Here is a 25,582-nt window from a genome sequence, read left to right on the forward strand (position 1 = left end):
TGAGAATTTCAAGGTGAAATCGCCAAAGTTTTACGCCAGTTTCGCTTCAGGAATATCTGACCATCGTGTCGTATAAGCAGGAGAAAGCATCTCCCGTTTCATCTGCCATTCCGGGGCAATGCCCCGCCCCGCAAACCATACTTTACCCAGCCCTGAGTGGTTGATCCCGTCCAGAACCTTCATCAGCTCAGCACTGTGAGGGCGTGGCGGGCGTTCGTCGAACAGTTGCAGCTGCGAAACGCCGGAGCCGGTGAAGTCATTCAGCATAACTCCGGCTTTGGCATACCGGTGCTCATCCCTCCAGATACGCTCCAGAGCCGTTGTGGCGGCTGCAATGATGTCCCTGGTGTCCTGAGTCGGGGTAAGCAGTTTTTCCGTGGCCACGTTGCCGTAGTACGGCTCTTTAGCGGCGAACGGGGACGTTTTGATGAAAACGGAAATATGCCGGCAATACTGGCGCTCTTTACGCAGCTTTTCAGAGGCCCGCTCTGCGTGCTGGCAGATAGCCTGGCGGAGCGACTCGAACTCAGTGATCTTCACGCCAAAACTGCGGCTGCACACAATTTGCTGTTTAGTCGAAGGGGCTTCCTCAAGCGAAAGGCAGCTTTCCCCGTTCAGTTCACGTACCGTTCGCTCAAGGACCACAGAAAAATTTTTGCGGATGAAGGCCGGGTTCGTCAGAGCCAGATCGAGTGCGGTCTTTATGCCCAGCACATTCAGCTTGCGTGCAATACGGTTACCCACCCCCCATATTTCTTCAACTGGCTGCAGTGAAAGCAGTTTCCGCGTTCTCTGCGGATTTCCCCTGGTCAGAGCGAGTACGCCACGAAACTGTTTCCACTCTTTTGAGGCCCACTGGGCTGATTTTGCGAGAGTTTTCGTTGGTCCGGCGCCCACGCCAATGGTCAGGCGGGTACAGTCATACACGTGCTGACGCAGCTGCCGGCCGAAGTCCTCAAGCCCCATACAGTGCTCCACGCCGGTCAGGTCGAGGAACATCTCATCAATGGAATACTGTTCCACCCTGGGGGCCAGTTCCTCCAGGCAGTTCATCACGCGCGCCGACATCGAGGCGTAAAGTTCATAATTACTTGAAAAAGAATATATTTTTTCCGGGTACCTTTCGTTTTTTATCTGAAACCACGGAGTTCCCATTTTGATCCAGGGCTTCGCCTCGGCACTGCGAGCGATTACGTTCCCGTCGTTGTTGCTCAGGACGACTATCGGCTTTCCTTTCAAATCCGGGCGGAAAACACGTTCACAGCTGGCATAGAAGCTGTTCACATCGGCCAGGGCAAACATCAGTACATCTCCCTCGGGCGGTGGATGATATGCGTGACGACGCCAAAGATATCCAGCTCGTCGGGATCAGGATAAATCGGCGACCAGGAGGCATTCATGGGCTGCAGCGTCAGTCGCGGCGTCAGCAGAAGCCGTTTCACCGTAAACTCCCCCTGTACGCTGGCGACAACGATATCGCCGTGCCGCGGCTTTTCAGCACTGTCCACAACCAGCAGATCGCCATTGTACAGACTGCCGTCGGCCATGCTGTCTCCGCTGGCACGCAGGTAGTACGTCGCGCTCGGATGCCGTATGCAGTAATCATGGAGATCCAGATCGGACTCGACATAGTCAGCAGCAGGGCTGGGAAAACCGCAGCTGGCCAGATCGGCAAACAATGGATGGGCCTGTGGCGGGAGTTCTTTCCCGGTGCTGAAAAGTTGTAGCTTCATCTTTCCTCCTGACACTCTAATTTCACTGGTTATACATACAGTATATTTAACAGCATGACGATAATCCAGATCGCATGCCTTAAGAACATTTTGAGTAAATAAAGGTGTTCAAAATGCTTAAATTAATCATTTTGATATTTTTATATTGCTCATATTGAGAAATATTACTTTGATTTTTTCATTTTGCTCGTATAATTGGTATCAAATTGAGTGTAATTAACGGAGCATATTGATGAATATTTACTGCGATGATGGTTCAACTAATGTTAAGCTGGCATGGTTTGAAGGAGATGAGCTTCAGACCCGGGTTTCTGCGAACTCCTTCCGTCATGGCTGGAAAGTGGCGGAATTCAGTGCGGCAACGTTCAACTATCAGGTGGGTACGCTGAAATACACCTGGGACAGCGTCAGCCGGGATGCCATCCCGACAACAAACGTGGAATATCAGTACGGTGATCTCAACCTGCTGGCCGTGCATCATGCGCTGCTGAACAGCGGACTGGAGCCGCAGCCGGTGAGCCTGACCGTGACGCTGCCCCTGAGTGAGTATTACGACGGGGACTGCCAGCGGAACGAGGAGAACATACGACGCAAACGGGAAAACCTGATGCGTGAGCTGGTTCTGAATAAGGGCAGGGCATTTACCGTAACGGACGTGAAGGTGATGCCGGAATCACTACCGGCGGCGTTCTCCCGTCTCGCGGAGCTGAAGCCCGGCCCCGCGGAGACCACCCTGATTATCGATCTCGGTGGCACCACGCTCGATGCCGGTGTGATTGTCGGCCAGTTTGATGATATCAGTGCGGTGCACGGTAATCCGTCTGTCGGCGTGTCACAGGTCACCCGCGCAGCTGCAGGCGCGCTGCGGGCGGCAGACAGCGAAACCAGCGCCCTCATCGCTGACACTATCATCCGCAACCGCAATGATCGTCAGTATCTGCAGCGTGTGATCAACGATGCCGGTAAAATCGACGAGGTTCGGAACAAAATAGCAGAGGCGATCACTTCCCTGGGGGCGCGTGTCACCAGTGAGCTGACGGCCTTCAGGAACGTTAACCGGGTATTCCTGGTCGGGGGAGGGGCTTCCCTCATAGAAGAAGCTATCCGTCAGGCCTGGCCTCTGGCTCCTGACCGTATCGAGGTTATCGGCGATCCGCAGATGGCGCTGGCCAGGGAGATTGCCCTTTACAATAAAGAGGACTAAACGTGCCGGACGGCCAGTATTCTTTCTATCTGCACAGCGACGATCGCACCGACATCGCGGCAATGGCAACCATCAGCACCATCTCACAGCCCCTGCGCGGTGAGTTCATCCGTACCGCCGCCACCGCCGGGGCGGTGGTATACCAGGTGGATGCCCGTTTACCGGCGCTGATCCCGGTGTTCTTTGCCGGGCAACTGAGCGCTGTCCGCCTTTGCGCCGTGATGGCCCTGGTCTCCGGAACCTGGTCCTCACTCACCGGCCTTCCGGATGAGCCCGAAAATGGTGAGGCTGCTCTGCCTGTGTCACCGGAGACAGAATACCAGCGCCGGCGTTACACCCTGACGCTTCAGAATGGCCGGAGTGGGGAACGGGTGGAAAGTGTGCTGACGGAAGCGTCATCCCGTCTGCGTGGGGATCTGCTGAGAAACCTGATTATCACCGGTCTTGCCCTCCACACGACGGCGCCGGAACTGCCGCGCCTGCTGGCCAGTATGCCGGTACCGCCCACCTCGGTCAGTGAGCTGCAGGCACTGGTTCAGCAGATGGCCGGCACCGCTGACGTGAACAGGGCTGCAGCTGCAGTACCGGATACGCCGGCAGCATCTGCCGCGCCGGTGTCCGGGTCGGATACCCGGGAAATAAAGAAAAATATGCGGCGTGCATTCGGTGACTAAAATCAAAAACAGATCTTGTAATATACAGAATTAAATGGTTTTCATCCCCAGGGAGGTTCTCATGTCACCAGGATTCAGAAATGTGCTCCGTCTCGCCCGCATTCCCGTCGACAGCAGTGAACCGGTGCGCAGAAAATTTGGCAGCCGGCTGATTGGCATTGTGACGGTATGTCTGCTTCCGCTTCTGGTTTTCGACGTTCCGCAGTGGGTTTTCATTTTGTCGCAGGTCATCTGGGGGGCGGGCGTCTATATTGGCCTGTCCCTGGCCGGGGATAAATCCCTGAACCGCTGATATAAACTTTCCGGTTGTTCAAAAAAAGAACAGGCGTGGTGGCGTCTGTTCTCCCGCACTTCTCCGTCCTTTGCCTTCAGGTTATCCACAATCTTAAGCCCCGGATTTGTGGACAGGTATGCAGGTAATTCCCCGTTCGCCTGGAGTTAACGCAAGCCTGCCGGACGCTGCCAGTGTCTCGCGTTCGGTCTGGTACGGGACGGGCGGTTTTTCCGCTCCGGCCCGGCGTCGTTGAGAGTGTACGCCAGTCCCTCGCCCTTTTAAGGAACGCCCTTCAAGCCGCTTTCGCGGCATATCCTTGCCGTCCAAAAGACGGACGGCTGCGGTATTCCACGGTCGGCCTGACCCGTGACCGGACGCGATGAACAGGCAGCGTGCGGCAGGGAACGGTATCGCGGTGATGCCTCCTGCCCCCTCAGACTACAGGAGTGCTGCCATGTCCAGATTCATTCTCGGGAACTGTATTGATGTGATGCGCGGATTCCCCGACCGTGCCGTGGACCTTATTGTGACCGATCCGCCTTACCTCGTCGGTTTTAAGGACCGTCAGGGCAGACAGATTGCCGGGGATGTGACGGACGAATGGCTGCAACCGGCCACGCTGGAGATGTACCGCGTCCTTAAAAAAGACGCACTGATGGTGAGCTTCTACGGCTGGAACCGTGTGGACCGCTTTATGGCCGCGTGGAAGGCGGCAGGATTCTATGCCGTGGGCCAGCTTGTGTTCACCAAAAACTATGCCTCCAACCGTCGTAACGCCAGGGCCCGACGCGGATTTGTGGACTACTGCCATGAAGGGGCTTATGTCCTTGCCAAAGGCCGCCCCGTGCCGCCCCTTAAACCGCTGCCGGATGTGCTGCCCTTCCCGTATACCGGTAATACCCTGCATCCGACGCAGAAACCGGTGGAGGCGCTACAGCCGCTGATTGAGTCATTCAGCGCCCCGGGCGCGATTGTTCTCGACCCGTTTGCCGGAAGCTGTTCGACCTGCGTCGCTGCATACCGTGCCGGACGCCGCTATATCGGCATCGAAATGCTGGCGCAGTACCACCGGGCCGGAACCGAACGACTGGCCGCCATGCACCGGGCCGTCAATACCCCGGCGGCGAACGATGAATGGCTCCCGGAGGCCGCGTAATGAATTACGACGGACACGAAGCCCTTCGTCGCGATATGGCCGGGCTGGCGAACAATCTTTGCGACCTGAAAACCACCCTGAAAGTGCTGGAAGACACGTACCACTACCGGTACGACGGACTGGCGGAACGGCTTGCCGGTATCAGTCTGCGACGTCTCAGCGTCCTGATGGATGAGGCGTTCAATATCGCCCTGATGCTCGATGAAAGCTTTCTGGAGTGAGGAGAGAACATGTACGGAACCCGTGAAGATCTTTGCAGGATGCTGAATGAGCAATATCCCGCAGAAACCCCGCTGAACCTGATTATCTGGACCCCGGCGGATATTGAAGCACTGGCTGACGGGATGGAATATTCCTTTTCAGAACAGGACGTAAGGGCAGTACTGGAACGCATGGACGCTATACCGGAAGAACAACGGCTTGAGTCGGGCGTGTCAGCCGGCCTGGTGATGGCACTGATAGACCAGGTGAAAGAGAACGGGCAGAGGGTGACTGTGCCGGTTGACCTGCTTGAAACCCTGCTGATTACCGCCGAACAGGCATTGTGGGACAGGGAATGGACCGCACGGGATCGCAATCAACCGGTGCCGGAAAGCGTCATGCGCCGCCTGGCGGATACAGCGAAAGTGCGCGTATTACTGAAAAGCTGACAGCAGAACGCCCCGCCACGCTGCGGGGCGATATACCCCGGACAGAGACGATAATGTTGAAAAATGAAACCCTTAACGCGCTTATTCTGCGTCACGGCGACCGGATGCTGCGCCAGGCTGGCTGGCCCGACGCTGTTGATATGGTGCCCGTCGCCCCTGAAACCGTACCCGGCTGGCTTGCCGCCTGCGGCTCTCTCAGTGGCGTGGAAATCCTCACGCTTACGGAACAGCTTTGTCAGCCGCTGACGTATGGCCGGGCAGCGTTGTTGCTCGCCAGCGCCCGGCGGCTGGCGGGAACTCCGGCTCGTCTGCATCTCTTTCCGGTGCAGGCATATCCGCATCCGGAGCGGCTGGCTGACTGTCAGGTTATCCGCCTGCCTTACGCTCAGGAGTGGCTGACGGCGGCGGAATGTGACGATCTGCTGGCCTTCCTGAAAGCCTCCCTCACGCAGATATCGGAAATCGTCCACCGGGATACGAAGCGCATCGCCGCCGCGCTGACGTCGTCCGTCAATCCCCGTCTGATGGACAGGCGGATCGGTGACTGGCGCTTGCTGGCCGTGGAGTATGATCATGATAACTGCCTGGACGAAGACGAAACCGACAGGCTGGATCAGGTCCTTGATGCCATTCTTATTCGCGATGCGCGATTCTGCCCGGTCCTGCTCACCCTGGTTAACGAGCGGGAGGAAACTATCAGGAGCGCAGGGGTTATCGCTGATCAGCTGCGTTTTACGGACACGCCGGTCCGGCGCTGGTTTGATCGCCGGGTTTTAAGGGAAATGGTGAGAGAGGCCCGCGCCAGCAGAACTCAGGAGTGACAGCCCGGAGCGTCAGGGGAGGGGGACCCTCCCTTGTCAGCCTGCCGGCACAGGAGGAGTGGTGCGATAAGGATGTAGCCGTGCCGGCTCCGCGTCCACCCGGCCCGGTTTCCGGGCCTTTTGGGTGAACACAACCCTCTGTTATCGCCGTGCCGTGTGCTGGCTGTGCCGTGCCTTCACTGTAGCCCGGCAGCCGCAGAGGCTGGAGTTCGCTGGCGCACCCATCTCCGGATAAGGAAGTCGCCGGCTTGCTGTTGCCGCCGGCTCCGCTTCACCCGGCCCCATCCCTCCGGTCTGTGGCCTTATTCCTGCGTCTGTCGCGTCGCGACATCTGCTTCCGCTTTTCTCCCTGTGGTCGAAAAACGGGGGGAGAAGCCCTGTATTCAACCTCCTGCATCGCGACGGGTAGTGCCGTGCCTTCACTTTAGCCCGGCTGCTGCAGATGCAAGGGTTCGCTGACGCCGCCATCCTCGCCCGGTCGCAGTTTTTTTATGATGCTCGCCGTTCTTCCCGTCGTTTTCTCGCTCAGGTTTCGCTCGAAAACCGTCCAGACCCGCTTCGCGCTTTATCTGCGCTGCGGCCTCCGGTGTCGCCCCTGCATCTTCCGCTTTCCGCCGGGCTGACGTGTCGGCACGGCACAACCCGGTGCCGCAGTCCATGTGATTACGGAGGTTTTACCATGCAGTATGTGACAACACGCCCCGTCCTGAATGTTGAAGAGTGTGACCGCCTGTCTTTTATGCCCTACCTGTTCGGCACGGATTTTATGCTCGCAGAATTGCAGGTGTATGCGCTGGCGAAACAATGGATGCCTGAATACAGCAGTGAGTTCTGGCACTTTATCCGGCTGCCAGAGGGCGGCGGTTACATGATGCCGGATTGTGGCCGGGTTCATCTGTTCAACAGTGAAAACTGGTTTGATCGCATGGTCAGCGCCGACGCGGCGGGCATTATTCTGACCAGCCTGGCGATTAATCGCCGTCTGGCGGCCCATCATGACAGCTGTAACCCGGCACTGACTCGCCTTTATATGCTGCGTGATGCCCAGCTCTGGAATCACATTACCCTTCACCCGGAATGCAACGCCATTTACGCCGCGCTGGACTGATTAACGACCGGGGCGGCCATGCCGCCCCGCAGGGAGACGAAAAAATGAATTCATCCATCACCACTCCGGCCATCTACGTGGGCACGTATCACCAGTACAACTGCGGCAGTATTTTTGGCAAATGGTTTGATTTAACCGATTTCGACGACGAAGACGAATTTTATGACGCCTGCCGGGCGTTGCATGCCGCCGAGGATGACCCCGAGTTTATGTTTCAGGACTGGGAAGGGATCCCGTCTCAGTTTGCCTCTGAATCCTCTGTTAAGTGGGCGTTTATCGAGGCATTCCGGCAGGCGCAGGACGAAGGACGCGCCGCCGCGTTTGTGGTCTGGGCGGAATATACCGGCGAGTGCGACTATGACGCCTTTGATGATGCGTATTGTGGCGAGGCTGAAAGCGAGGAGGATTTTGCTTATGGCTTTGTAGAGGATCACGGCCTGTTAAGCGAGGTGCCTGAATCCCTGCGCGTCTATTTCGATTATGAGGCTTACGCGCGGGATCTGTTCAGCAGCGGCTATGTCTTCCATGAAGGCTATGTATTCGGCAACTGATTACTATCCGGCGGGGAAGCCCGCCGGTTAAGGAGAAAGCACATGAAACTTGCACCACAAAGCCGCGATATCCTGCGACAGTACAAAGCCCTGATTAATGCCCGCCGCCGCGATGCCGGTCTGCGGGAACTGACCACTGCGCAGGTGATGGATGAAATCTGCGAATACATGACCTGCCAGTGTGCCGTCTGTATTGGCGGACACTTTATCTTACAGGGCGGCAAGGGCCAGTAAGCTCGATGGCAGGCGTCCGGGCCGGAGGGTGCCTGTCAGTCCGCGCGCAAAACCCTGGCAGGCTGCGCCTGCCGGAGAGAGACGTCGCCGCGCCTCCGGCGCCGGGCACTCTCCTCTTCGTTGTCAGCCGCTGTTGCCCGGGAATACGCGTATTATCAGGGATATCTTCCTGTAAAGCAGACCGGTGATACATATGTCAAAGTGGAATATCGCCTCTTTTCCAAAAGAGGAGCAGGACAAAGTTGCCATCGATAAGGTGGCCGCTGCCGTTGCCTGGCAGGAAAGGATGAACAAGCCTGTTGTGCCTGAGCTTGTTGAACGGGAACAGCCTGAACACCTGCGCGAATATTTCCATGAACGGCTCCGCGTACATCGACTGAACAGTCAGCAGCTGCCGCGCGCAAATGCACCCGAATATAATAAACCGGGCGATGATCAGCAGAATTGATATTCTTACAGTCAGTGTGTCCAGGGAGGGAAATCTGTGCGTATGTCTATGATGTTTGCTGCCGTGACGCTTTTAACCGGTATTAACCTGTTTTTTATTCCATTTCAGCCTGTTCCGGCCCTGTGGGGGGCTATCCTGGCCGTTGCTTTTGTTCTGATTAATGTCGTGGCGGATAAGCTGCGCCTATGGAGTGGCATGGCGTGGATTATCGTTGCCGGCATCATCATAACGCTGATGCTGCAGGGGAAAGAGCCGGGTGACGAATTTCGTGCCCTGATCACCGTTTTCGCTTTCCTGGCTTCTGCCTGGTACTGCGTTGTTCAGTACAGAAAAGAGAAGGGCGAATCTCAGTCCTGACCTGACCTGACCTGACCTGACCTGACCTGACCTGACCAGACCGGTACTCTCCATCTTGCTGCAGCTCTTCCTCTGTTTAACTTTCTTTTCACACAATCTGCCCCGGGGCCACCTTCGGCTCCTGACCCGCTGGCGCGGTTCAGTCGTCGAGCCACACTCCGCTAACCGCGAAAAGACGCGGTAAGCTCCGCCGAACCCGCTACGCGGTTTCGGGCCTGACGGCTAGTGTCTGATGTCTGAGGTCAACGGCAGCGCTTGCTGCGACCGTTCCGGTCGCGCCGCTTTCACCGTGCCGGCGATAAAGCTGCCGGCACTCTGCAGGGCAACGCCGTTTCGCGCCCGCGCGTTCCGTCGTTGCGGCGGGTGCCTGCTCCTTTCCCCTGGTACCCGTATCACCCTTTTGAGTCCATTCGCCCGGGCTGACATAGCCACAACCTGTCGCATTGGCTGTCCAGGGTGTAATGAACAGTCCACAAAACTTTTTGCATGGAACCGCAAAAACTTTTGTGTCCTGCCCCGGACAGATGCGTCAGGCCGTGGCGTCTTTGCCCTTGCGGCGAACGGCTCTCAAACGGGTGAAGGTTATATCCAGGGGCTGGTTCAGCAGGTCCCCGCACAAAGTCAAAACCGCGGCCCCGGCAACTCAACGGGTGATGGTTTTTAAAGACAAAACAACAGAGTAAGGAGATTCATCATGGCAGCACGTGGCGTTAACAAAGTCATTCTGGTCGGACATCTGGGACAGGACCCGGACGTTCGTTACATGCCCAACGGGGGCGCAGTGGCCAATCTGACGCTGGCCACGTCTGAAACATGGCGTGACAAGCAGACGGGAGAGATGCGCGAAAACACCGAGTGGCACCGTGTTGTCATGTTCGGCAAGCTCGCGGAAGTGGCGGGCGAATACCTGCGTAAAGGCGCGCAGGTCTACATCGAGGGCCAGCTGCGCACCCGCAACTGGCAGGACGATGCCGGAGTCACGCGCTACGTCACCGAGGTGCTGGTCGGCCAGAACGGCACCCTGCAGATGCTCGGCGGCCGCCGTGAATCCGGTGAGCCTGAGAGCGCCGCGCCGCAGAGTCCTGCCACCCCGGCACAACCTGCTCAGGCCCCGGCTAAATCCCCGAAAGCGAAGGGCGGTAAGAAAGGCCGTCAGGATGCGACTCCGTCTCAGCAACCGCCTCAGCCACTCCCGGATGATTTCCCACCAATGGATGACGATGCGCCCTTTTAAACCATGATGAACACGCCCCGTTCAGGCGGGGCAGAGAAGGAGAAACATATGGACCATAACGTTTTGTCCCCGCTTGAATCCATGCCGGATGGCACGTTTACCCGCGAGCAGGCTCAGATTGTCGCCGCGCAGTATCAGAATGTGGCGATTGAAGATGACCAGGGGACCCATTTTCGCCTTGTCGTCCGTCATCAGGATGACGGCAGCATGGTCTGGCGCGTCTGGAATTTTGAACCGGGCGGTGAGGACCTGATGAACCGCTATATCCGGGACTACGGAGTACGCAAAACGCAATAAGCCGTAAGAGGTGCCGGGCAGATGGGCCTGCCCGGCAGACATTAATCAATATCGGAGAGAAATTAATTATGTCAGTGACCGAGTCTAAAGCAAAAGCAACGGTTAAAACCAGCAAAAAAACGGTGAAACCTGCCGAAGCCGCCGCCCTCAAAGCCGCGCTTGAGGCTGCTCAGATTGAAATGGTGCCGCTGTCGTCGCTGGTCAAATCCCCGCTGAACGTTCGCACTATCCCCTATCCGGCTGACAGTGTCCGGGAGATGGCTGACTCCATCATGGCGATCGGCCTGATCCAGAATCTGGTGGTTCACTCGCTGCCGGACGGTATATCAGGTGTGGCTGCAGGTGGCCGTCGTCTTGCCGCCCTGCAACAGTTGCTCAGCGAGCAGTGTATCGATGCCGGATATCCGGTTGTCGTCAAGCGTGTCAGTGACGACCTGGCGGTGGTCGCCTCGATGGTCGAGAACGACAAGCGTGTGGCCATGCACCCGGCAGAGCAAATCAGCGGGTTCCGTACCCTCTCAGAACAGGGGAAAACCCCGGTGCAAATCGGGGACCAGCTGGGCTACAGTTCCCGTCACGTTCAGCGCATGTTGAAGCTGGCAAGCCTCGCCCCGGAACTGATTACCCTGCTGGCAGAGGACAAACTCGACGTGGAGCAGTGTCAGGCCCTGAGTCTGGAGAGCGACCCGGCACGTCAGGTGCAGGTGTATGACCAGGTGAAAACCTCATACGGCAGCACACCCGCTCACCTGCTGAAGCGGGCCATCACGGATACGGAAATCGCCGTAACCCACTCCCGCTTCGTGTTTATCGGTCGTGAAGCGTATGAGGCCGCCGGGGGCGTGGTGCGTGAGGATCTGTTCAGCGCCCAGGAGGGAGACGGAACGGCGGACGGGGTACTGGTTGAGCGTCTGGTTCAGGAGAAGCTGGCGGCGGCTGCGCTGGTCATCGAACAACAGGAAGGCTGGTCATGGTCACTGGCTCGTGAGGGATCCGTCAGAAACTACGGCGATGACCGCGAGCATTATCTGGTGCTGCCGGCGCCGGAGGGGGAATTCAGCGCTGAGGAACTGCAGCGTCTTGATGAACTGTACGCCACGATGGAGGCAACGGAAACCTTTGAGGATGAAGCCGCGATTCAGGTGCTGATTGATGAGATTGAAAATGCGGCATCGGTTCGGGCGTGGACACCGGAGCAGAAAGCGGCCTGTGGCGTGGTGGTCAGTCTGTATGACGGTGAGCTTTGCGTCCAGCGTGGTGTGCAGAAGAAGAGCCAGACGGCGGCATCTGACGGCGGGGAGCACGGTGGCGAACAGGCTTCTGTGCATGTGGTCACCCGCAGTATGCCGGATGCAGCAGAGGGTATCAGCGTGCCGCTCCTGAAAAAAATGTCTTCAGAAAGGACACTGGCGGTTCAGGCCGAACTGGTTAAGCAGCCACAGAAAGCCGTGGCCCTGATGGTCTGGCGGCTGTGCAGCTGCGTGTTCGACTACTGCACCACCACCCGGCACCCGTTTGTCCTGCGCCTTGAGGTGCATCACAGCGGCCTGACCAGTGAAGCCCCGACCGGAGAGGAAGGTCAGGCATGGCGGTATCTGATGCAGGAGAAAGCCCGTCTGGAAGCCCTGCTGCCGGAGGGCTGGCAGAAAGATTTCACCACCTTCTTCACCCTCGACGGACAGACCCTGATGTCGCTGATGGCCTTCTGTACCGCCTGTTCCGTCGATGGCGTCCAGACCCGTGAATGTGGCCATACCCGCCGCAGTGACCTCGATGGCGTGGAGGCGGCGCTCGGGTTCCATCTGCGCGACTGGTGGCAGCCGACAGCGGATAACTTCCTCGGGCTGCTCAGCAAGGCCCAGATTGTGGCGGCACTGAAGGAGGCCGGGCTGACCGGAGCCGCCTCGGATGCCGAAAAAATGAAAAAGGGTGATGCTGCCAGCCATGCTGAACAGTGGCTCTCCGGCTCCCGCTGGGTACCGGGCTGGATGCAGTCCCCGGATGCCGCAAAGCCGGACGATGCACATGCTGCCCCGGACACTGACAAACCGACTTCCCACGCTGCCTGATAACGGAGACGCCGCCCTGCGGGGCGGCGATAAGGAGACTGAAAATGAAAACGTTACTGACTCTGGATGTTCTCAAAACTATGTCCGCTGACGAGCTGGAAGACTACCGTGCAGCCGGTGAAGATTTTCGCCGGGAGCTGAGCCACGCTGTCATGCGCGATCTGACCTCACCGTCCGGCTGGTCCGTGAATGCCGAGTACCGGTGCGAATTTGGGGGCTTTTTCCCGGTGCAGGTCCGCTTTTCTCCGGCCCATTGCCATTTTGATGTCGCTGTCTGCAGCCCCGGAGAGTTGAGTGACCGCTGGATGCTCGTCTTTGTGACACGTGCTGGCCAGCCGTTCTCTGTTGTTCGCAGCATGGAAGAATTTAACCCGGCGTTGATCTCCCACACGCTGGCATTGATAGCGTGTCTCGATACTGACGGATATTCCTGCGCCAGTATCATCAGCACGCTGGAACAGGAGGGCGCACAATGATCCCTTCGTCCCGTTCCCTTGTCACCCTGCAGCCTGCCCGACAGGCTGCGCTGCAGGCCATCATGGCCGTGGAGAATGCCCGCCAGCGCGGTGCTCGTCTGTCTGCAGCGCCACACGTGCGTACCTTCCTGCGCCTGCTGGCCGGGAACAGCCGTATGAACACGACCGTGGCGCAGCGCATTCCCGGCCTGAACTGGGACCCGAAACATCGTCTGAGCAGTCTTAAACAGGTGGAAGAGGCGCTCGATGCACTGATTGCCAGTCACGGGGAGTGCTGTCCGCTGCCGCTGCCGGTTGATGTTCAGGCCGAACTGTTCCCCGAGGTGCAGCACAGCCGGACTGAGCGCCGGAAACAGCGCAGCAGCCTCGCCTTTACCCGTAAGATGCGTCGGGAAGAACGCGCATTGGCGCATCACTGGCGGTTACGGCAGAACCTGCTGGGACAGGCCGTCACGGAGCTGAATTTCCAGTCACCGGAGACGGTCAGCAGCTGGTACCGCCGGTGGAGCGACGAGTTTGACGCGCGTGAGCTTGCCCCTGCCTTCTGGCACTGGCGATCGCGATATGCCTCGCTGGCCTCTCTGGACTGGCTGCGGGATGCCGGGGAGCCGCTGTGTGGTGTCATCCATGAAATCAGCTTCATTGTGAGAGAGACGCCGGAGTCTGTGCGTCAGGCAGAACGCTGGCAGGTCCCGAACAAGCTGACACACCGGAGCCACGGATGAAGTGGCGCTATTCCCTGCGCTGGAAACTGCCGCACAGGCCCTGCCCGGGTCCACTGGAGCTGGTTTCCGTTGTCGTGGAGGCTGGGCAGGCGGCACCTGAAGAAGTGATGTCTTGCTGGGTGGCGGGCGCGGGATATGCGGTATGCGTGGATTTTCTCGACGAGAGGCAGATTAAGCGATGGAGCGACGAGCGGAAAGCCGCCGCCCGCCACCGGAATCTGGTGCGCCGCATCAACAGGATTGCGCCCTTGTTTGCCGACGAGCTGATCGAGCGGGAGCTTGAGAGCAGACCCGGGTATTTTCGCGGCAAATCAGAACGATGATGGCGCGATGCCTGGTCAGTATGGCAGCGGGTAAGGTATACTGGCGGTGGCGCTTGAGGCTTTTTGCCTCATGACGTGAAGGTGGTTTGTTACCGTGTTGTGTGGCAGAAAGCAGAAAGCCCCGTAGTTAATTTTCATTAACCCACGAGGCCACCTGTATGCCTAGACAACATCAGGATAGCCTCTTAGATGCCGCGAGGCAAGGAGAAGAAGGCCATGAAACTGCCGCGAAACACTCTGCTCGGGTGCGTATTAATAGTGTGCCTCACACTGTTGATATTCACTTACCTCACCCGGAAATCACTATGTGAAATCCGGTACAGGGACACGAACAGGGAGGTGGCGGCTTTTATGGCTTACGAATCCGCTAAGTAGCTAACCCCGGCGGGGGGGAACCCCCGACATTAAGGGGAGATGATGTCTGACATGCCTGAAGCGCCTTTATGAAGGGGTTGCCGGTTCGCCGGTAGCCCCTTTTTCCTGATTACAGGAAAAAAAGCCCGCACGACAGGCGGGCAAAATGCTTTCACCTACCTACAACACGGATTCAATGAATCGCAAGTCACATTAACCTCCTTCATTCACCGTAACACCCTGTCATCAGTCTGAAAAAAAGAGTGATTGATTGTGAACATTTGGGTTCTGGTGATAAGTTCGCTCTGTACCAATACTTCTCGCCTGCTTTTTTTGCAGGCCTTTTTTTGTTGATTATGTATGACATCTGTCATACAGTTGATTGTGTAATGAACAGCAATTGTTCCACTTAACTCAGTGAGGCGAAGCGCAGTCGCGGGTGAGCCAAAGGAGAGCCAGCATGAACTTCACGATAAAATCCCGTAAAACCGGCGAAATTTTCAGTTTTTACGCACCCGACAGTGGTGGCTATGTTCACCTGGAGTCCCCGGGACGCCCAGGTAGCACAGGTGCTCAGATTTGCCGTGGGGGAGGGTTTATGGGGAGTACGCTTTACTGTGACGCTTCTGAGGACGATCTTGCCAGTGTTGCCCGTAAATGGTACCGACAGTTCGTGAGGGAGCGGCGCAAATTCTTAATTATGTCGGGCCAGTATTCTGAGGATAACCAGTGAAAAAAGAGATCTCCCGCAACCCCTCTTTCACGCCTTCGCCTAAGCTGCGAGCACATCTGAACTCCCACAGGGAAGGGGTGACTGAACGGCTGAATAATATCTTTGATCGCTATGCGCATCTGGTTCGCGCCTGTGCCCTTCCTCTCGATGACGACGAAACACAGGTTCTGCTTAATGTTCTGAATGGCTCCGTTGTGGAACCCGCCTTTATTGAATATCTGGCTCAGGAAATTCGGGACTCGGATGATTATCTGGAAGGGATACCCGCAGCTAAATCACTGTACGAAAAGTGTCAGTCAGCGACCTATCCGCAATTGCTGGCCACCGTCGAACGCCTGGAACGATAAGAAAGGCATAACAACACTGGACCCCTTCGGCTCCTGGCCAGCTGCGCTGTCCAGTCGTCGAGCCACACTCCGCCAGGGCAGCTGCTGCGCACCTGCCGGGCTCCGCCGAACCCGCTACGCGGTTTCGGGCCTGACGGCTAGTGTCTGATGTCTGAAGTCAAGGTCAACGGCAGCGCTTGCTGCGACCGTCCCGGCCGCGCCGCTTTCACCGTGCCGGCGAAGGACTGCCGGCACTCTGCGGGGCAACGCCGTTTCGCGCCCGCGCTCTTCGTCGTTGCGGCGGGTGCCTGCTCCTTTCCCCTGGTACCCGTATCACCCGTTTGAGTCCATTCGCCGGGGCTGAGACAAGCACAACCCGTCTTGCTGTCCAGGGGACGGCAGAGCCTTTCGCAATAAATTTTTCGCCGCCATTCCGCTGCCGCTTCATTAGACCGAAAAAAATTTCCCGCTCACCCCCGGACATCTGCACCGGGCCGTGCTCGTTTACGCCCTTGCGGCGAACGGCTCTCAAACGGGTGAAGGTTATATCCAGGGGGCAGGTTCAGCAGGTCCCCGCACAAAGTCAAAACCGCGGCCCCGGCAACTCAACGGGTGATGGTTTTAAAAGGCAGAAAAACAGACAAAGGAGAAAGCTGGATGAGCACACAAAACGTCAACGTAAAACCCTCCACCAAAGAAAGCACAACCCTCCGGACTGACGGTTTTGTGCGCAACATTCATTCCCGAAACCCGTTCGATGTTATCCGCGCCGATGTAGTGCTGGAACGTATCGAGAAAAAGGCTGGTCGGAGCTGCGGGATGCATTACGAGCTGTATCAGGCCCATCTGCTGGGTGGTGCGCTGGATTATCTGGATGCGCTGCCGTTGAAAGACCGTCCGGTGTTAATGGGCGCTGCGGCAAAGCGCGGCTATCTGCTGACGCTAGCCGAAGAGGAACGCGCGCTGGAAGCACGGGATGTACTGATGAGTGAACTGGCGGCAAACGACTGCTGAGAAATAAACACGGATGGCGGCGTATCGCTGCCATCCCTTAAAGACCAGAGGTAACGCAAAATGAAAGTATACGGCCATCAACACTCATCAGAGGCTTTCTCCCGGGAAACTTCCCCATCCTGTTTTGAACCAAAAGCGGAAAAGGTGATCGCTTTTCATGGAAAGGATGCCAGTTACGCCTATAACGTGCTGGCCGATCTGAAAGCCGCAGGTGCTTCATATACGCGCCGGAATATCATCGCCGATATGTTCCGCCGTCTGGGTGTGGAATGAGGTCTGGGCAATGGAACACGTGAAAGGAAAAATCCAGCAGGGGGCAGGGAACGCCTATTTTGCAGGGATGCAGTGGCGCGGTATTACACTTGGACACGCCGATGCTGCAGCGCTTAACCAGTTTGATATCGATATCAGCAAAGCTCAGGCACCCGAAGCACGCACCTGGTTGCTTCAGAACAAAGCAGAATTCATCGCTCTGATCCTGGGCATTGAAGTCGTAAAGGTCGGGTAGTGAGAAGCTAGCTAACTTAGCTCTTGAGCTAAGTTAGCTTTTGAGCTAATGTGTGCACATACGGACTAGAGATTACATCCATGTTCACAGTCATCTTTCATGATGAAGCTGAAAAAGAGTTTACGGCTCTGCCTGCTGCCATTCGTGCAAAAATGGCCAGGCTACTCATGAAGCTGGAAGCAAACCCTCGCCAGCTACGCGAGCCAGATACCAAGCCGCTTGGAAACGGCCTTTTCGAAATACGTACAATGGGGGCAGATATCGCCCGCGGAATCTGGGTATATCAGAGTGGTGAACGTATTTTTCTACTTCGGATCTTTATCAAAAAATCGCCAAAAACGCCCCCGGCAGAAATAGATCAGGCACTTCGCAGACTGGAGGAAATGCAGAATGAAATATAAAACCCTTAGCCAGGTTCATACCGAAGCAATGAACGATCATGAGTACAGCGCGGCATTCGAGGCAGAACAAGCCTCGGAGCTACTTCGGGAAACCTTAGCAACATGGAGAAAAGAAGCGGGTTTGACGTCGGCACAGGTTGCAGAACGTATGGGCATCAAAGCGCCTACTATCTCACGTATGGAGAAGAACGCTTCGCGAATGAGTATTCAGACGCTGGTTCGGTACGCCAGAGCCTGCGGTGTTAACTTTAAAATTCAGCAGGTTTGAATGATTAGCGATGCCAATAAAGCGGTGAATGACCTGGCGAGTATTGTCCCTCTGCCGGGTGGCAGTTCGTCCCGCAAAGATTACGAAGATGCACGTAAACTCGTTGAGTATCTTCTGGAACATGACCCGGACAGCCCGCTGGTTGATATACTGACTGCCCGCATTGATGCCTGGGAAAATAACGCGGTGGAATTTGAAGAATTTAATACGCGCATCGAAGCTGGTAAAAACGGTGTATCGTTGCTGCGGGTTCTTATGCAGCAACGCGGGCTTTCACAGTCCGATTTTGAAAACGAGATAGGCAAAAAATCACTCGTCAGCCGGATCCTCAGTGGTGAACGCAGTTTGACCCTTGATCACATGCGGGCGCTGGCAAATCGATTTCAAATCCCGGTCTCGATGTTTGTTGACTGATTCGGGAACAGAGCAGGCGAAGGGGGCATCGGTCCCCGTCTGGCCGCGCCTCGAAAGACCGCGCGCCTGCGGCGCCGGGAAAACCGGGCCGCGCTGACGCGCCGCCCGCATTTCCTTTCCGCGTCTTCCCTGTTTGCTGCCTGCTGTCTGCCTGCTTCCTCTTCTTCTCCCTGCTGTGATGTCTCTTTTTAACCCTTAAAGGCTTTAAAAGCACACCCGCACTGGACACCTTCGGCTCCCGGCCAGCTGCGCTGTCCGGTCGTCGAGCCACACTCCGCTAACCGCGAAAAGACGCGGTAAGCTCCGCCGAACCCGCTACGCGGTTTCGGGCCTGCCGGCTAGTGTCTGATGTCTGAGGTCAAGGTCAACGGCAGCGCTTGCTGCGACCGTCCCGGTCGCGCCGCTTTCACCGTGCCGGCGAAGGACTGCCGGCACTCTGATGGCGCCACGCCGTTCCGTCGTGTCGGGTGTGTTCATTCTCATCCCTTCCCCTGGTGAGTCATCTCTCGTCCGTTCCCCGGCGAAGGGCTGGTCGTAGCACCGCCGTGTCGTCACCCAAGGGGTAAATAAACTCCGCCAAAAACTTTTTGCCAGGGACCGCAAAAACTTTTTGTCTCCGCCCCTTGTTCTCCTCCTTACGACGTTGCTCCTTTGCCCTTTGCCGCCAGGGAACTCACCGAGAGATGGATTAACCACCAGACCAGAGGAAAAGCAGAATGAACACACAGAACGTCAACGTCAAAACCGCCACCAAAGAATCTACCGAAAGATGGGTTGAAAACCTTCTGGCCAACGCGATTAGCGAGCAAAAGAGCCTCCTGCTGCATCTGGTAGAGCTTAAAAACAAGCGTCTGAGAGAAAGCGAAAGAAGTGAACTGGTATGGGGCGCGTTGATGCGTATGGCTGATAACGTCCTGGGTGCGGGAGTGGTTGACTGGCACGCTGACGTTCTGCAGGTGCATTTCGGCGTTGCTCAACCATGGCTGCAGTCCCGGAAACTCGTTGAGCTTCTTTTTGGTGATACCGGTAAGGAAGCGTGGAATGACGCACGCAAATACATTGCTGACTCAATGCGCGCTGAACGCCATATGCCATGAATCTGCTTTTTTACCCAACATCTGGCGGTCCGGGGGCCGCCGGTGATCCACATAAGGAGAGATGTATGAACTTACACCTGATCGAATCCTCTGCAGTCCTGGGAATGCAGACCACCGCAGAGGCAGAACGTGCGTACTGGTTGAGTCGCCGTAACGATGCGGTGAAAGCACCGGAAGAAATCGACGTTCATGCCTTTCACGAGGCGCTGGGCCTGATGTATCCGCTCAACTGGTCAACAAGTGAGAACGGCGAGTGGGAAACGTTCATGCTGCAGGAGATGGTCTGCTGTGACGTGACAGAGATATACGCCCGCTACGGAGCCAGATATTTCCGGCTGCGGGATGTGTGCAACCTGAGCCATGCGCAGATTACAACGCGCATTAAGGAGGAATTTAACCTGTTCCGGAAATGAAAAAAGCAGGGAAAACCCTGCTTTATCCACGCCGTAAAAGTCGCGGTAACGATTTTTTCGGCTGTTCAAATTAACTTAGAGGTACATATGAACCTATCCATTCTTTCACCTTCCACTGAGGCTGTAAAGCCCCGTCGTCATCCACGTATCCAGCGAGACGATATTGCGGCCCAGGAGATTGATCCGGCGCTGAAAGCCTTCGGACGGCATATTGCCCGCAGTATTCGTAAGGGGCGCGGCGTTCATATCCCCGCGATGAACAACACCGCCTTCGGGCAGGTACTCCGCACACTTGAACTCAAACGCGCATGTAACTGATAAGGTGAGCCGCTCCTTCGGGAGCGGCAACAGCGGAGATAATGTTATGTCACAGCTGAGTTTTGCCGATGTGTTCAATCTGGCCAGAGAAACTGCGGATAACCGCCCTGTCATTCAGGCAGGGCAGCAGATCGCGGAAACGGTGCCCACGGTTCATCGTATGATGAGCGAGCAGTACAGCCGGGGCCGTTTTATCCGCGTATTTAAGGATACGGGCCGCCATCTGGGGCGCTGGGAAGTGTTCAGTGATTTTCTGTCGCTTGCCGCCAGCGAGCTGGATATGGCCCGGATACGAACGCCGGAGAGCATGGAGCACTGCCGGAAAATCTGCGCCCGGTACGAGGCCACCGACATCGCGAACATGCAGGAAATGTTCTGCCTGATGGTGTGTGCGCTGGAGGCGAAATTTCATGATTTTCTCGGTGCCATTTTCATGGAGCTTGAACTCGGAGATAACTTTCGCGGGCAGTATTTTACCCCGTATTCAGTGCAGTGTCTGATGGCGCGGATGCTGATGCCAGGCGTCAGAGACACTATCCGCCGGGAAGGGATTGCCACCGTCAGCGATCCGGCGTGTGGGGCTGCCGGGATGCTGATCGCCTATGCAGAGTGCCTGCTTGAAGCTGATATCAACCCCTCCATGCACATGTTCGGCAGCTGCATTGACATCGATCCGGTGGCGGCCGATATGGCATTCATCCAGCTGTCACTGCTGGGGATAGCGGCGGAAGTGGTGACGGGCAACACGCTCACGATGCAGATCCGGCGTGTGAGGTATACCCCGGTTTTCTACCTCAATGACTTTGAAAAACGACTGGCAGATCTGCGCCGGTTCAGGGCTATGCGGGACTTTATGCGCGGAATACAGGAGGCCGCGTAAATAACCGGAAGGGCAGGGGATAACCTGCCCGACTGCGTTGAAAGGCCGCAGCGCCTGTGGCGCTGAATAATACCGGCTGCGCTACGCGCCGCCCGTATTACTCCGGCGCGGTATTATCTCATCAATATTCTTTATTCATCTCTGTTACATCGCTTCCGCTATTCTGCTGTGTATCTCTTCCGCTATTTATCTCTGATGAAAGATTAAATAAATACTGACCCGGGCGTCGTCCCTGTCGGGACACGGCTGTCGTGAACAGAGCCAGCAAGCTGTCTCTGCCCTGTCGGGCTTCCATCCTGACGCAAATTCAAAATCTCGCTTGCTGCATCCTTATCAGGATGCGCCGCTCTCACCGTGGCGATAAATACCCGCCACTCCAGGGCCTGAACGTGAATCCGATAAACACCGGATTGACGTTCAGGGTTGTGCGCATTCTCACTCCTGCTCGATATCGCCCGGCTTCATTTTTCGCGGAGGGCTGCTTTTAGCATCAGCCGTGGAGGAAATAAAGGGGTATATAAACGCCGCGCGCCCCTTTATTTCCTCCCCGTCGGCTGCAAATTGCCCTTCGCCGCTCAGTGATGAAGTCGAACGATTTAATAAACCGCGAAGGAGAAAATCAGTATGCGCACAATGAAAGTCAACACCGCCACTCGTGAATCAGACGAACAGTTTAAAACAGATAAATATCTGCGCAGTGCCGTAACCAATGGTAAAGCTCGCCTGGATTTTATCCCGGAGCTCTTTTTTACGCCGTTAGCCGATACTATGGCCGCGAACTGGTTACGCCAGCATTCTGAATACGACGGCGGTTCCTGGTCTTACTGGGTTATTCCACAGGGTGTCGGCGGGAATATTGCACCCAACAGCATCCAGTTCATTACCACGCAGACCGGATATATCGCACCTGAAGGTGAGCAGCGTTACAGGATGTGCATCCCGGGAAATTATTTCGAAGGTGAGGTCAGCGCTGATGCAGCAGGCATTATTGCCACGCTGATGATTATGAACAGGCTGTCATGGCACGTGGCTGAAATGGGGCCGCAATATGACCAGATCTGCAGGCGACTGGTTTCACGGCAGGATGCACTGAAGGATTATATCAGCATTATTCATCATCCCGAACGGCATTTAATATGGCGGGCAATTGATTAATCACTTCCCTGTTCTGAAGACCTCATGAATGAGGTCTTCATTTTGTTGTTAAAGATGACTGGCCGGCATTTTTATTTTTCTTGATAGCGAGGTAGATGGCCTCAATCTTCCTGGCGTACTCCAGTCGTCGCATGGCCTGCCTGTCCGTTCTCCGGAACCCGGCGTTGTAGGCGCCGACTGCCTCCCAGCTGACTCCCCATTTTTTAAAAGCCAGTGCCAGATAATAAGCACCGGTGTAAATATTCAGACAGGCATCAGTCAGAAGGTGTCCCGGTTTAATACCGTACTGCGACAGTTCACCCTGGTGTTGCGAGTCGATCTGCATCAGTCCGGCACCGTAGCCAGCTCCCGGGTTTTTCCCGATGGCATTCACCTTCCATTTAGACTCCTGCCATGAAATAGCCCGCAGCAGATCGGGATCTATTCGATAGTCCCGTCCTGCCATATCAAAACAATCCGCAGACCAGGCAGGCATGGAAATTAAAAGCAGGGTGGCTAATACCAGTTGTTTTCTCAAAAGACTCCCTCCGGGTCGATTCCTGCAAATACGTTAACCCAGACCAGAACCAGACTCAACAGATATGCACTCCTCACCAAAAAATCACCACACACTACGCAAAATTAAAATTTTGCAGATTGCTATTTGGAAACAGTGAGTTAACGTGGCTTATATTATTTTATTTAATATAAGCTAATGTGTTAGTGAATCAAAAACGATTCACTGACGATTCATAGGTAATTCGATAACGAATCGTTTACGATTCATTTTATTGGAATCAGAGAGTTAAGATGAATTGACTTGTAATTCAATTCATGATGTGATTTGCATAGTGAATTGCAAAAGAAAGGCCTGAGACATGATTCAATTCACGAATCAAATTGCAAGTCCTTCGCATGGTTTTGAATCTGAGAAATAGATACAGGTTTTGATTTTAATAAGGAGATCGAGATGGGTAAAGTGCAGGCCTACCCCAGTGATGAGGTGTGTGAGAAAATTAATGCGATTGTGGAAAAACGCAGAATGGAGGGGGCCAAGGATAAGGATGTCAGCTTTTCCAGTATATCTACAATGTTACTTGAGTTAGGCTTACGTGTTTATGAAGCTCAGATGGAACGTAAAGAGTCTGGTTTCAACCAGATGGCATTCAACAGAGCATTACTTGAAAGTGTTGTGAAAACACAATTTTCAGTGAATAAAATTCTGGGTATTGAGTGCCTGAGTCCTCATGTTAAAGATGATCCCCGGTGGCAATGGAAGAGTATGGTTCTGAATATCCAGGAGGATGTTCAGGAAGCCATGCGAAATTTTTTTCCTGATGAAGATGCTGAGGAAGAGTAATTTAAGATTTTTCGTAATAATGAAGCTAATAGTGTTAGTTTGCAGGAATTCATTCATTGTATATGTGATTATTCTAAGGATGGTTTAAAATTCAGTGTAAAGATCTGCTCATATTAGATGATTTTGTTGTGTGTAGGTTTTATAATTGGGATGTAGTTTAAAATTTAAAAAACATTGGTGTAGAGAGATACGAGCTCTCTACACCAACTATCCATAGAAACCTTCTAAGGAGGCACCTATGTGTGCGATGGATCGTAGTCAAATCATGGTGTACAGTCAATCGGAAATCATCAATCATCTTGAGGATTTGCTTTCAATCTCATCAAGTCAATCCTTCGTACGCGATGCCCAAGGGGAGTTAATTTATTTGAGCCCTCCTTTTGAAAGAACTGTCCTGAATGGCAATGAATTAAACATATGGTTTTCATCTATCCCAGTTAATGTTCGGGTAGACTTGTTTAACGCCGAGCTGAATTCTTTATCAGGAATGGGGCCATTTGTTTTTAAGAACGTTAAATCAATAGGTTGTTTGCTAACAATATTAATTGAATGCATCTCAGTCAATAATGTTAAATTTGTGCGATGGGTGTTTTTTTTAGAATCCACAAATTTTTTATCTTTGGGTGACGAATATTTTCGAGCCTCTGTGGAAATTGATGATATCTTTTGTATGAGAAAAAAAGTGGATTTAGATTTCTGGAAGGTTTTTAATTTGTATGCATATGGGTTTACGATATCAAAAATTTGTGGCTCTACAAAATTGACTGAAGACAAGGTGAAGAAACTAATAAGGAAAATTAAAACTGATTGTTTTGTAAGTGACAGGGATTGCTTAGGATTGTTGGTATTGAATACATTTAATTATTGTCAGCTTGCATTTAATATAATTAAGATTCTATCTGGTAAATGTTAATATTATGTTAATTGCGCGCACTTTTAGTGCGCGCAATTGTGAAAATAATTTACTCAATATTCCTCCATGATTTATTTACTTTTTACTTTGCCAATGTAAAATTTTTTAAGAGTTGGTAATCTTATTTTGGAGGTCGATTGGAAAGAGCGATTAGGAGTAACGCACGACCTGCGCCTGGAAAAAATGTGCTTTTGAAACTGGATGAAGAAACTAATCGTCGACTCATCAAAGCAAAAGACAGAAGCAGAAGAAGTAAAACATCCGAGGCCTATTTGAGACTGAAAGATCATCTTGAGCGGTTTCCGGACTTTTATAACTCAGAACTAACCGTACCAGGAGGTGAGCAGGAAGTGTGATTTAACATCATAGTCATAAATCTGTTTTATATATCAACCATTCTTTTTAAAGGAAATAAATATGAATGCTGTATTAAGTGTTCAGGACACTGCTGTCTCTGAAGAAACCAAGCCGTCTTTTCTGTCCCGCGTTTTCAACAAAAAGAAAGCCCTGAAAGTTGCTAAAGTTGCGCTGCCGGTTGCTGCTCTTGCGGCATTCTTCCCGGATGCAGCGATGGCCACCACCACTGCACCGGACCTGATGAAGTCCGGTGATATGACCGTTAAAGGTACCTTCGGTAAGTCTTCCAGCGTGGTCAAATGGGTGGTGCTGGCTGAAGTTATCGCAGGTGGCATCATGTACATGATGACCAAGAACGTGAAATTCCTGTTCGGCTTCGCCATTATTTCCACCTTTATCACCATCGGTATGTCCGTCGCCGGTTACTGACAGGGAATACGTGATGACGGGAGACGAATTAAAGAAATACCGTTTCCCGGAAACACTGACTAACCAGTCCCGCTGGTTTGGTTTATATCTCGATGAACTTATCCCGGCCGTGATTTGTCTCGGCTGGGGTTTCTGGACCAGCAAGTTCATATTTGGTATGGCCGCAGCGGTACTGGTTTTCTGGGGTATCAAGAAACTGAAAAAAGGGCGGGGCAGCTCCTGGCTACGCGACCTGATTTACTGGTATCTGCCAACCTCCCTTCTTAAAGGTTTCTTTCATGATGTTCCGGACTCCTGTTTCCGGCAGTGGATTAAATAAATCAACGGGG

At 54.4% G+C, this 25,582-nt stretch carries 41 protein-coding genes and 1 pseudogene; 39 read left to right on the top strand and 3 right to left on the bottom strand.

The window, feature by feature from the left end:
* Nucleotides 1–30 precede the first annotated feature (30 nt).
* On the bottom strand, nucleotides 31–1,302 hold the full coding sequence (locus B8P98_RS29465; protein ID WP_065954398.1) for a Y-family DNA polymerase: 1,272 nt from the start codon (nucleotides 1,300–1,302) through the stop codon (nucleotides 31–33).
* Nucleotides 1,302–1,733: a translesion error-prone DNA polymerase V autoproteolytic subunit gene (gene umuD / locus B8P98_RS29470; RefSeq protein WP_001568036.1), complete on the bottom strand. Its 432-nt coding sequence runs from the start codon at nucleotides 1,731–1,733 to the stop codon at nucleotides 1,302–1,304. The genes B8P98_RS29465 and umuD overlap by 1 nt, the downstream gene beginning before the upstream one ends.
* Before the next feature lie 232 nt (nucleotides 1,734–1,965).
* On the opposite strand from umuD, the gene parM reads away from it, so the two are divergent.
* From parM to B8P98_RS29675, 34 genes and pseudogenes are all read left to right on the top strand, one after another.
* Nucleotides 1,966–2,937, top strand: a complete 972-nt coding sequence (parM, locus tag B8P98_RS29475) for a plasmid segregation protein ParM domain-containing protein (RefSeq protein WP_065954397.1) — start codon at nucleotides 1,966–1,968, stop codon at nucleotides 2,935–2,937.
* Between the two features lie 2 nt (nucleotides 2,938–2,939).
* A complete protein-coding gene (locus tag B8P98_RS29480) occupies nucleotides 2,940–3,611 on the top strand; it encodes a plasmid partitioning/stability family protein (protein ID WP_001568039.1) in 672 nt (223 codons plus the stop codon).
* A 61-nt stretch (nucleotides 3,612–3,672) separates the two neighbouring features.
* Nucleotides 3,673–3,903, top strand: a complete 231-nt coding sequence (locus B8P98_RS29485; RefSeq protein ID WP_001568040.1) for a hypothetical protein — start codon at nucleotides 3,673–3,675, stop codon at nucleotides 3,901–3,903.
* Nucleotides 3,904–4,098: 195 nt separating this feature from the next.
* Nucleotides 4,099–4,268 (top strand): annotated as a pseudogene (locus B8P98_RS31780) (hypothetical protein); the annotation flags it as partial.
* A gap of 71 nt (nucleotides 4,269–4,339) precedes the next feature.
* Complete coding sequence (locus B8P98_RS29495; RefSeq protein ID WP_065954395.1) at nucleotides 4,340–5,041, top strand: DNA methylase; 702 nt, start codon at nucleotides 4,340–4,342, stop codon at nucleotides 5,039–5,041.
* Nucleotides 5,041–5,262, top strand: a complete 222-nt coding sequence (locus tag B8P98_RS29500) for a hypothetical protein (RefSeq protein ID WP_032433933.1) — start codon at nucleotides 5,041–5,043, stop codon at nucleotides 5,260–5,262. The genes B8P98_RS29495 and B8P98_RS29500 overlap by 1 nt, the downstream gene beginning before the upstream one ends.
* 9 nt (nucleotides 5,263–5,271) lie before the next feature.
* A complete protein-coding gene (locus B8P98_RS29505) occupies nucleotides 5,272–5,691 on the top strand; it encodes a DUF1380 family protein (RefSeq protein ID WP_049117709.1) in 420 nt (139 codons plus the stop codon).
* A gap of 53 nt (nucleotides 5,692–5,744) precedes the next feature.
* Nucleotides 5,745–6,512, top strand: a complete 768-nt coding sequence (locus tag B8P98_RS29510) for a hypothetical protein (protein ID WP_065954394.1) — start codon at nucleotides 5,745–5,747, stop codon at nucleotides 6,510–6,512.
* Between the two features lie 679 nt (nucleotides 6,513–7,191).
* Entirely contained in the window at nucleotides 7,192–7,620 is a 429-nt protein-coding gene (locus B8P98_RS31520; protein WP_065954393.1) for an antirestriction protein, read from the top strand.
* Nucleotides 7,621–7,664: 44 nt separating this feature from the next.
* Nucleotides 7,665–8,171, top strand: coding sequence for an antirestriction protein ArdA (locus B8P98_RS29525; RefSeq protein WP_065954402.1), 507 nt, complete (start codon nucleotides 7,665–7,667; stop codon nucleotides 8,169–8,171).
* A gap of 42 nt (nucleotides 8,172–8,213) precedes the next feature.
* Nucleotides 8,214–8,405: a hypothetical protein gene (locus tag B8P98_RS29530; RefSeq protein WP_049118528.1), complete on the top strand. Its 192-nt coding sequence runs from the start codon at nucleotides 8,214–8,216 to the stop codon at nucleotides 8,403–8,405.
* 193 nt (nucleotides 8,406–8,598) lie between these two features.
* Complete coding sequence (locus tag B8P98_RS29535) at nucleotides 8,599–8,853, top strand: DNA polymerase III subunit theta (RefSeq protein WP_065954392.1); 255 nt, start codon at nucleotides 8,599–8,601, stop codon at nucleotides 8,851–8,853.
* A 36-nt stretch (nucleotides 8,854–8,889) separates the two neighbouring features.
* Nucleotides 8,890–9,210: a hypothetical protein gene (locus B8P98_RS29540; protein ID WP_065954391.1), complete on the top strand. Its 321-nt coding sequence runs from the start codon at nucleotides 8,890–8,892 to the stop codon at nucleotides 9,208–9,210.
* A 694-nt stretch (nucleotides 9,211–9,904) separates the two neighbouring features.
* Entirely contained in the window at nucleotides 9,905–10,444 is a 540-nt protein-coding gene (gene ssb / locus B8P98_RS29555; RefSeq protein WP_065954389.1) for a single-stranded DNA-binding protein, read from the top strand.
* Between the two features lie 48 nt (nucleotides 10,445–10,492).
* Entirely contained in the window at nucleotides 10,493–10,741 is a 249-nt protein-coding gene (locus B8P98_RS29560; protein ID WP_023340973.1) for a DUF905 domain-containing protein, read from the top strand.
* A gap of 68 nt (nucleotides 10,742–10,809) precedes the next feature.
* Nucleotides 10,810–12,810 (top strand): ParB/RepB/Spo0J family partition protein, encoded by a 2,001-nt coding sequence (locus B8P98_RS29565; protein WP_086893254.1) that lies wholly within the window; start codon nucleotides 10,810–10,812, stop codon nucleotides 12,808–12,810.
* 44 nt (nucleotides 12,811–12,854) lie between these two features.
* Nucleotides 12,855–13,286, top strand: coding sequence for a conjugation system SOS inhibitor PsiB (gene psiB / locus B8P98_RS29570; RefSeq protein ID WP_065954387.1), 432 nt, complete (start codon nucleotides 12,855–12,857; stop codon nucleotides 13,284–13,286).
* Entirely contained in the window at nucleotides 13,283–14,011 is a 729-nt protein-coding gene (locus B8P98_RS29575) for a plasmid SOS inhibition protein A (protein WP_020805627.1), read from the top strand. The genes psiB and B8P98_RS29575 overlap by 4 nt, the downstream gene beginning before the upstream one ends.
* A complete protein-coding gene (locus B8P98_RS29580) occupies nucleotides 14,008–14,334 on the top strand; it encodes a hypothetical protein (RefSeq protein WP_015632484.1) in 327 nt (108 codons plus the stop codon). The genes B8P98_RS29575 and B8P98_RS29580 overlap by 4 nt, the downstream gene beginning before the upstream one ends.
* Nucleotides 14,335–14,492: 158 nt before the next feature.
* Nucleotides 14,493–14,645 carry a DUF5431 family protein gene (locus B8P98_RS31785; protein WP_224324938.1) on the top strand — a complete coding sequence of 51 codons (153 nt, stop codon included), beginning with the start codon at nucleotides 14,493–14,495 and terminating at the stop codon, nucleotides 14,643–14,645.
* Complete coding sequence (locus tag B8P98_RS29590) at nucleotides 14,590–14,709, top strand: type I toxin-antitoxin system Hok family toxin (RefSeq protein WP_223156217.1); 120 nt, start codon at nucleotides 14,590–14,592, stop codon at nucleotides 14,707–14,709. Before B8P98_RS31785 ends, B8P98_RS29590 begins: the two co-directional genes overlap by 56 nt.
* Nucleotides 14,710–15,148: 439 nt before the next feature.
* Nucleotides 15,149–15,421, top strand: a complete 273-nt coding sequence (locus B8P98_RS31405; RefSeq protein WP_032445785.1) for a hypothetical protein — start codon at nucleotides 15,149–15,151, stop codon at nucleotides 15,419–15,421.
* Nucleotides 15,418–15,768, top strand: a complete 351-nt coding sequence (locus B8P98_RS29600; RefSeq protein ID WP_004152758.1) for a hypothetical protein — start codon at nucleotides 15,418–15,420, stop codon at nucleotides 15,766–15,768. Before B8P98_RS31405 ends, B8P98_RS29600 begins: the two co-directional genes overlap by 4 nt.
* Nucleotides 15,769–16,404: 636 nt before the next feature.
* Nucleotides 16,405–16,761: a hypothetical protein gene (locus B8P98_RS29615; RefSeq protein ID WP_013023814.1), complete on the top strand. Its 357-nt coding sequence runs from the start codon at nucleotides 16,405–16,407 to the stop codon at nucleotides 16,759–16,761.
* Nucleotides 16,762–16,821: 60 nt separating this feature from the next.
* A complete protein-coding gene (locus B8P98_RS29620) occupies nucleotides 16,822–17,034 on the top strand; it encodes a hypothetical protein (protein ID WP_025714932.1) in 213 nt (70 codons plus the stop codon).
* Between the two features lie 10 nt (nucleotides 17,035–17,044).
* Nucleotides 17,045–17,269, top strand: coding sequence for a hypothetical protein (locus tag B8P98_RS29625; protein WP_004152719.1), 225 nt, complete (start codon nucleotides 17,045–17,047; stop codon nucleotides 17,267–17,269).
* A gap of 80 nt (nucleotides 17,270–17,349) precedes the next feature.
* Nucleotides 17,350–17,670, top strand: a complete 321-nt coding sequence (locus tag B8P98_RS29630) for a type II toxin-antitoxin system RelE/ParE family toxin (protein WP_004152720.1) — start codon at nucleotides 17,350–17,352, stop codon at nucleotides 17,668–17,670.
* The gene (locus B8P98_RS29635; RefSeq protein ID WP_020316685.1) at nucleotides 17,660–17,938 is read left to right on the top strand and encodes a helix-turn-helix domain-containing protein; all 279 of its coding nucleotides are present in this window, start codon (nucleotides 17,660–17,662) and stop codon (nucleotides 17,936–17,938) included. Before B8P98_RS29630 ends, B8P98_RS29635 begins: the two co-directional genes overlap by 11 nt.
* Nucleotides 17,939–18,352, top strand: a complete 414-nt coding sequence (locus tag B8P98_RS29640) for a helix-turn-helix domain-containing protein (protein WP_065954386.1) — start codon at nucleotides 17,939–17,941, stop codon at nucleotides 18,350–18,352. It abuts the gene before it with no gap.
* Between the two features lie 716 nt (nucleotides 18,353–19,068).
* On the top strand, nucleotides 19,069–19,449 hold the full coding sequence (locus B8P98_RS29655) for a hypothetical protein (RefSeq protein ID WP_020316656.1): 381 nt from the start codon (nucleotides 19,069–19,071) through the stop codon (nucleotides 19,447–19,449).
* 65 nt (nucleotides 19,450–19,514) lie between these two features.
* On the top strand, nucleotides 19,515–19,862 hold the full coding sequence (locus tag B8P98_RS29660; protein ID WP_020316654.1) for a hypothetical protein: 348 nt from the start codon (nucleotides 19,515–19,517) through the stop codon (nucleotides 19,860–19,862).
* 87 nt (nucleotides 19,863–19,949) lie between these two features.
* Nucleotides 19,950–20,180, top strand: a complete 231-nt coding sequence (locus B8P98_RS29665) for a CCDC81 family HU domain 1-containing protein (protein WP_020805755.1) — start codon at nucleotides 19,950–19,952, stop codon at nucleotides 20,178–20,180.
* 46 nt (nucleotides 20,181–20,226) lie between these two features.
* Complete coding sequence (locus tag B8P98_RS29670) at nucleotides 20,227–21,060, top strand: N-6 DNA methylase (protein ID WP_020316644.1); 834 nt, start codon at nucleotides 20,227–20,229, stop codon at nucleotides 21,058–21,060.
* 624 nt (nucleotides 21,061–21,684) lie between these two features.
* Nucleotides 21,685–22,215 (top strand): antirestriction protein, encoded by a 531-nt coding sequence (locus B8P98_RS29675; RefSeq protein ID WP_015632491.1) that lies wholly within the window; start codon nucleotides 21,685–21,687, stop codon nucleotides 22,213–22,215.
* 37 nt (nucleotides 22,216–22,252) lie between these two features.
* Here B8P98_RS29675 and B8P98_RS29680 read toward each other — a convergent pair whose 3' ends face one another.
* Complete coding sequence (locus tag B8P98_RS29680) at nucleotides 22,253–22,690, bottom strand: transglycosylase SLT domain-containing protein (protein WP_015632492.1); 438 nt, start codon at nucleotides 22,688–22,690, stop codon at nucleotides 22,253–22,255.
* Between the two features lie 474 nt (nucleotides 22,691–23,164).
* On the opposite strand from B8P98_RS29680, the gene traM reads away from it, so the two are divergent.
* From traM to traL, 5 genes are all read left to right on the top strand, one after another.
* Nucleotides 23,165–23,554 carry a conjugal transfer relaxosome DNA-binding protein TraM gene (traM, locus tag B8P98_RS29685; RefSeq protein WP_087829209.1) on the top strand — a complete coding sequence of 130 codons (390 nt, stop codon included), beginning with the start codon at nucleotides 23,165–23,167 and terminating at the stop codon, nucleotides 23,552–23,554.
* Nucleotides 23,555–23,792: 238 nt separating this feature from the next.
* Nucleotides 23,793–24,467 carry a hypothetical protein gene (locus B8P98_RS29690; RefSeq protein WP_095033684.1) on the top strand — a complete coding sequence of 225 codons (675 nt, stop codon included), beginning with the start codon at nucleotides 23,793–23,795 and terminating at the stop codon, nucleotides 24,465–24,467.
* Between the two features lie 191 nt (nucleotides 24,468–24,658).
* Complete coding sequence (locus B8P98_RS29695; RefSeq protein WP_032444506.1) at nucleotides 24,659–24,823, top strand: TraY domain-containing protein; 165 nt, start codon at nucleotides 24,659–24,661, stop codon at nucleotides 24,821–24,823.
* A gap of 61 nt (nucleotides 24,824–24,884) precedes the next feature.
* The gene (gene traA / locus B8P98_RS29700) at nucleotides 24,885–25,253 is read left to right on the top strand and encodes a type IV conjugative transfer system pilin TraA (RefSeq protein WP_087829211.1); all 369 of its coding nucleotides are present in this window, start codon (nucleotides 24,885–24,887) and stop codon (nucleotides 25,251–25,253) included.
* Nucleotides 25,254–25,266: 13 nt separating this feature from the next.
* The gene (gene traL / locus B8P98_RS29705; RefSeq protein ID WP_087829212.1) at nucleotides 25,267–25,572 is read left to right on the top strand and encodes a type IV conjugative transfer system protein TraL; all 306 of its coding nucleotides are present in this window, start codon (nucleotides 25,267–25,269) and stop codon (nucleotides 25,570–25,572) included.
* Nucleotides 25,573–25,582 lie beyond the last annotated feature (10 nt).

It is taken from the genome of Klebsiella quasivariicola (assembly GCF_002269255.1).
Lineage (GTDB): Bacteria > Pseudomonadota > Gammaproteobacteria > Enterobacterales > Enterobacteriaceae > Klebsiella > Klebsiella quasivariicola.